This is a genomic window from Inquilinus limosus MP06 (genome assembly GCF_000767795.1).
Taxonomy (GTDB): Bacteria; Pseudomonadota; Alphaproteobacteria; order DSM-16000; family Inquilinaceae; genus Inquilinus; species Inquilinus limosus_E.
In genome coordinates, this window is record NZ_JANX01000706.1 from 1 (window position 1) to 2,758 (window position 2,758).

Consider the following 2,758-nt stretch of genomic DNA (forward strand, 5'->3'; position numbering starts at 1 on the left):
GGCGGCGATCGACGTGCGCGACGGCGCCCGGCTCGGCGGCTTCCTGCGCGGCTTCGACGCGCGCCACCCGGTGGCGGTGGTGATCGCGAATGCCGGGGTCGAGGGCAGCCTGGCGCCGGGCCGCGCCAGCGAGCCCGAGGACGCGGTGCTGGCGCAGCTGCGCATCAACCTGGAAGGCGCGATCGCCACGGTGTCGCCGCTGATCGAGCCGATGCGCGCCCGCCGCGCCGGCCGCATCGTGCTGATCTCGTCGCTGGCGGCCCTGATGCCGCTGGCCGACCAGCCGGCCTATTCCGCCTCCAAGGCCGGGCTGATGGCCTGGGGCGAGGCGCTCTTGGCCTGGCTGCGGCCGCAGGGCATCCGCGTCACCATCGTCTGCCCCGGCTACATCGCCACCGGGATGAGCGACCGCTACCGCGGCGCCCGGCCGTTCCAGTGGAGCGCCGAGCGCGCCGCCCGTCACATCGCCGCCGGCGCCGCCCGCGGCCGCGCCATGGTGGCCTTCCCCTGGCCTCTGGTCTGGCTGATCCGGCTGGGCCGGCTGGCCCCGCGCCCGGTGCGCGCCGCCTTCATCGACCGCTTCCTGCGCTTCGAGATCGACGCCCCGGCGGCGCTGTAGGGCGGATGGGGGTTTGAACCGGTCTGCCTTTCCATCCTCCCCCTCCCCTTGCGCTACGGCATTCACACATCGTCTCTTTTTGAGTCCCCCCTCCCCTTGCGGGAGGGGGGTAGGGGGAGGGGGTTCTCTCGGTTCGAGCCGGCCCAGACTGTTGCAAACCAGCACGGACGATGAGTTCGGTGCCCTGCTCATTCGCGCGCGGACGCGCGCAGACCCCTCCCCCTGCCCCCCTCCCGCAAGGGGAGGGGGGACTAAAAAAGCTCACTTCCGAGATGTGTGAATCCGATAGTCCCCTTGCGGGAGGGGGAGGCCAAAAAGGCAAGTCCGAACGGTGGATGCTCGCGGGTGAGGCCCTACCCCCTGGCCGCCGCGCCCAGCCGCGCCACCGCCGGCGCCTCCTGCCGCAGCGCCTCCTGCTCCTCGGCGATCGTGGCGACGGCGCGGTCGATCTGGTCGGAGGTGTGCTCGGAGGTGATGAAGCAGCGCAGCCGGGCCGATTTCTCCGGCACCGCCGGATGCACGATCGGCGAGACGTTGATGCCGCGCTCCAGCAGCCGGTTCGACAGCAGCACCGCCTGCAGTGAATCCCCGAGGATGATCGGGACGATCGCATGGCCTTCCGCCAGGCCGGTGTCCAGCCCGGCGGTGCGGGCGCGCTCCAGGAAACGGCGGGAATTGGCCTGCAGCCGGGCCACCCTTCCATCAGCGCCGGCCATCACCAGCTCCAGCGCCGTCAGCGCCGCCATCGTCGCCGGCGCCGGCATGCCGACGCTGTAGACGAAGCCCGACGCCATCAGCTTCAGGTATTCGACCAGCGCCGCCGGGCCGGCGATGTAGCCGCCGCAGGAGGACAGGGTCTTCGACATCGTCCCCATCCAGATGTCGACCTGGCGCGGGTCGATCCCGGCGGCCTCGGCGATGCCGCGCCCGGTCGGGCCCAGCACTCCCAGGCCGTGCGCCTCGTCCACCATCAGCCAGGCGCCGAAACGCTGCTTCACCGCCACCAGCCGGGGCAGGTCGATGGTGTCGCCATCCATCGAATACAGGCTCTCGACCACGATCAGCACGCGCTGCCAGCGGTCGCGCTCGGCCGCCAGGATCGCCTCCAGGGTGTCCAGGTCGTTGTGCGGGAAGGACCGCCGCTGCGCGCCGGACAGCTGGGCGCCGGTGATCACGCTGTTGTGGATCAGCGCGTCATGCAGGATCAGGTCGGCCGGCCCGGTGATCTGGCCGATGGCGGCGACATTGGTGGCGTGGCCGCTGACGAAGACGACCGCGTCCTCGACGCCGTGGAACTCCGCCAGCCGCCGCTCCAGCGCCGCATGGAACGGCCGCTCCCCGGCCACCAGCCGGCTGGCCGAGACCGAGGTGCCGAATTCGTCGATCGCCGCCTTCGCCGCCGCTGCCACGGCCGGGTGGCCGTTCAGCCCGAGATAGTCGTAGGAGGCGAAATTCACCACCTCCCGCCCGGCGATCCGCGACACCGCCCCGGCCCGCTGCTCATGGGTGCGGAAGAACGGGCTGGCGACGCCCAGCAGGTCGGCTGCGGCGCGCTGCATCCGCAGCGTCTCGTAGCCCGGCAGGGTCTCGAAGGCGGTGTCGTAGGCCCCCTGGGCCCGCGGCTCCGCCGCCGCCACCTCGACCGGCGCCGCGGCCTTGCCGCGCACATCGGCGATCAGCGACCGCAGCGCGGCGTCGGACAGGCGACCCTTGCTCATCCCAGCACCCGGCGGGTGGTCTTGGCCCGGTCACGGACGGCCTCGCGCACCAGCACGGCTGTGTCCTCCTCCAGGTCGGTCTCCAGATGCCTGGCCAGCAGTTGCGCCGCCTCGGTCGGCGGCGCCGTCTCCTCCGGCGCGGGGGCCGTGGCGCCGCCGCGCAGCCGGGCGACGATGCGGCCGCTCAGCTCGTTCAGCGTCAGCCCGGCGCCGATCGACAGGAAGGGCAGGTCGATGCCGTATCGGCCCTGCATCGCCGCGTCCAGCTCCAGCCCCATCAGCGAGTCCATGCCCAGCTCGGCGAAGGGCCGGTCGCCGTCGATATCGGCCGGCGGCATGCGCAGAATCCGCCCGATCTCGGCCAGCATGGTCTGGGTCACGATCGCCTGGGCCTCGGCATCGGTCCGGCCGGCGATCATCG

General features: G+C 72.4%; 3 protein-coding genes. 1 reads left to right on the plus strand and 2 read right to left on the minus strand.

The annotated features are described in order from the left end of the window. The coding region (locus P409_RS31155) for an SDR family NAD(P)-dependent oxidoreductase (protein WP_052121607.1) at nt 1-619 on the plus strand (619 nt) is incomplete at its 5' end. A gap of 353 nt (nt 620-972) precedes the next feature. Here P409_RS31155 and P409_RS31160 read toward each other — a convergent pair. Both P409_RS31160 and P409_RS31165 read right to left on the minus strand, forming a co-directional pair. Continuing rightward, the gene (locus tag P409_RS31160; RefSeq protein WP_034847618.1) at nt 973-2,337 is read right to left on the minus strand and encodes an aminotransferase class I/II-fold pyridoxal phosphate-dependent enzyme; all 1,365 of its coding nucleotides are present in this window, start codon (nt 2,335-2,337) and stop codon (nt 973-975) included. Beyond that, the coding region (locus P409_RS31165) for an acyl carrier protein (RefSeq protein WP_034847620.1) at nt 2,334-2,758 on the minus strand (425 nt) is incomplete at its 5' end. The genes P409_RS31160 and P409_RS31165, both read right to left, overlap by 4 nt.

Coding starts and splice junctions, on each gene's coding strand:
- P409_RS31160 (WP_034847618.1), bottom strand. CDS start 2,337: ATGAGCAAGGGTCGCCTGTCCGACGCCGCGCTGCGGTCGCTGATCGCC.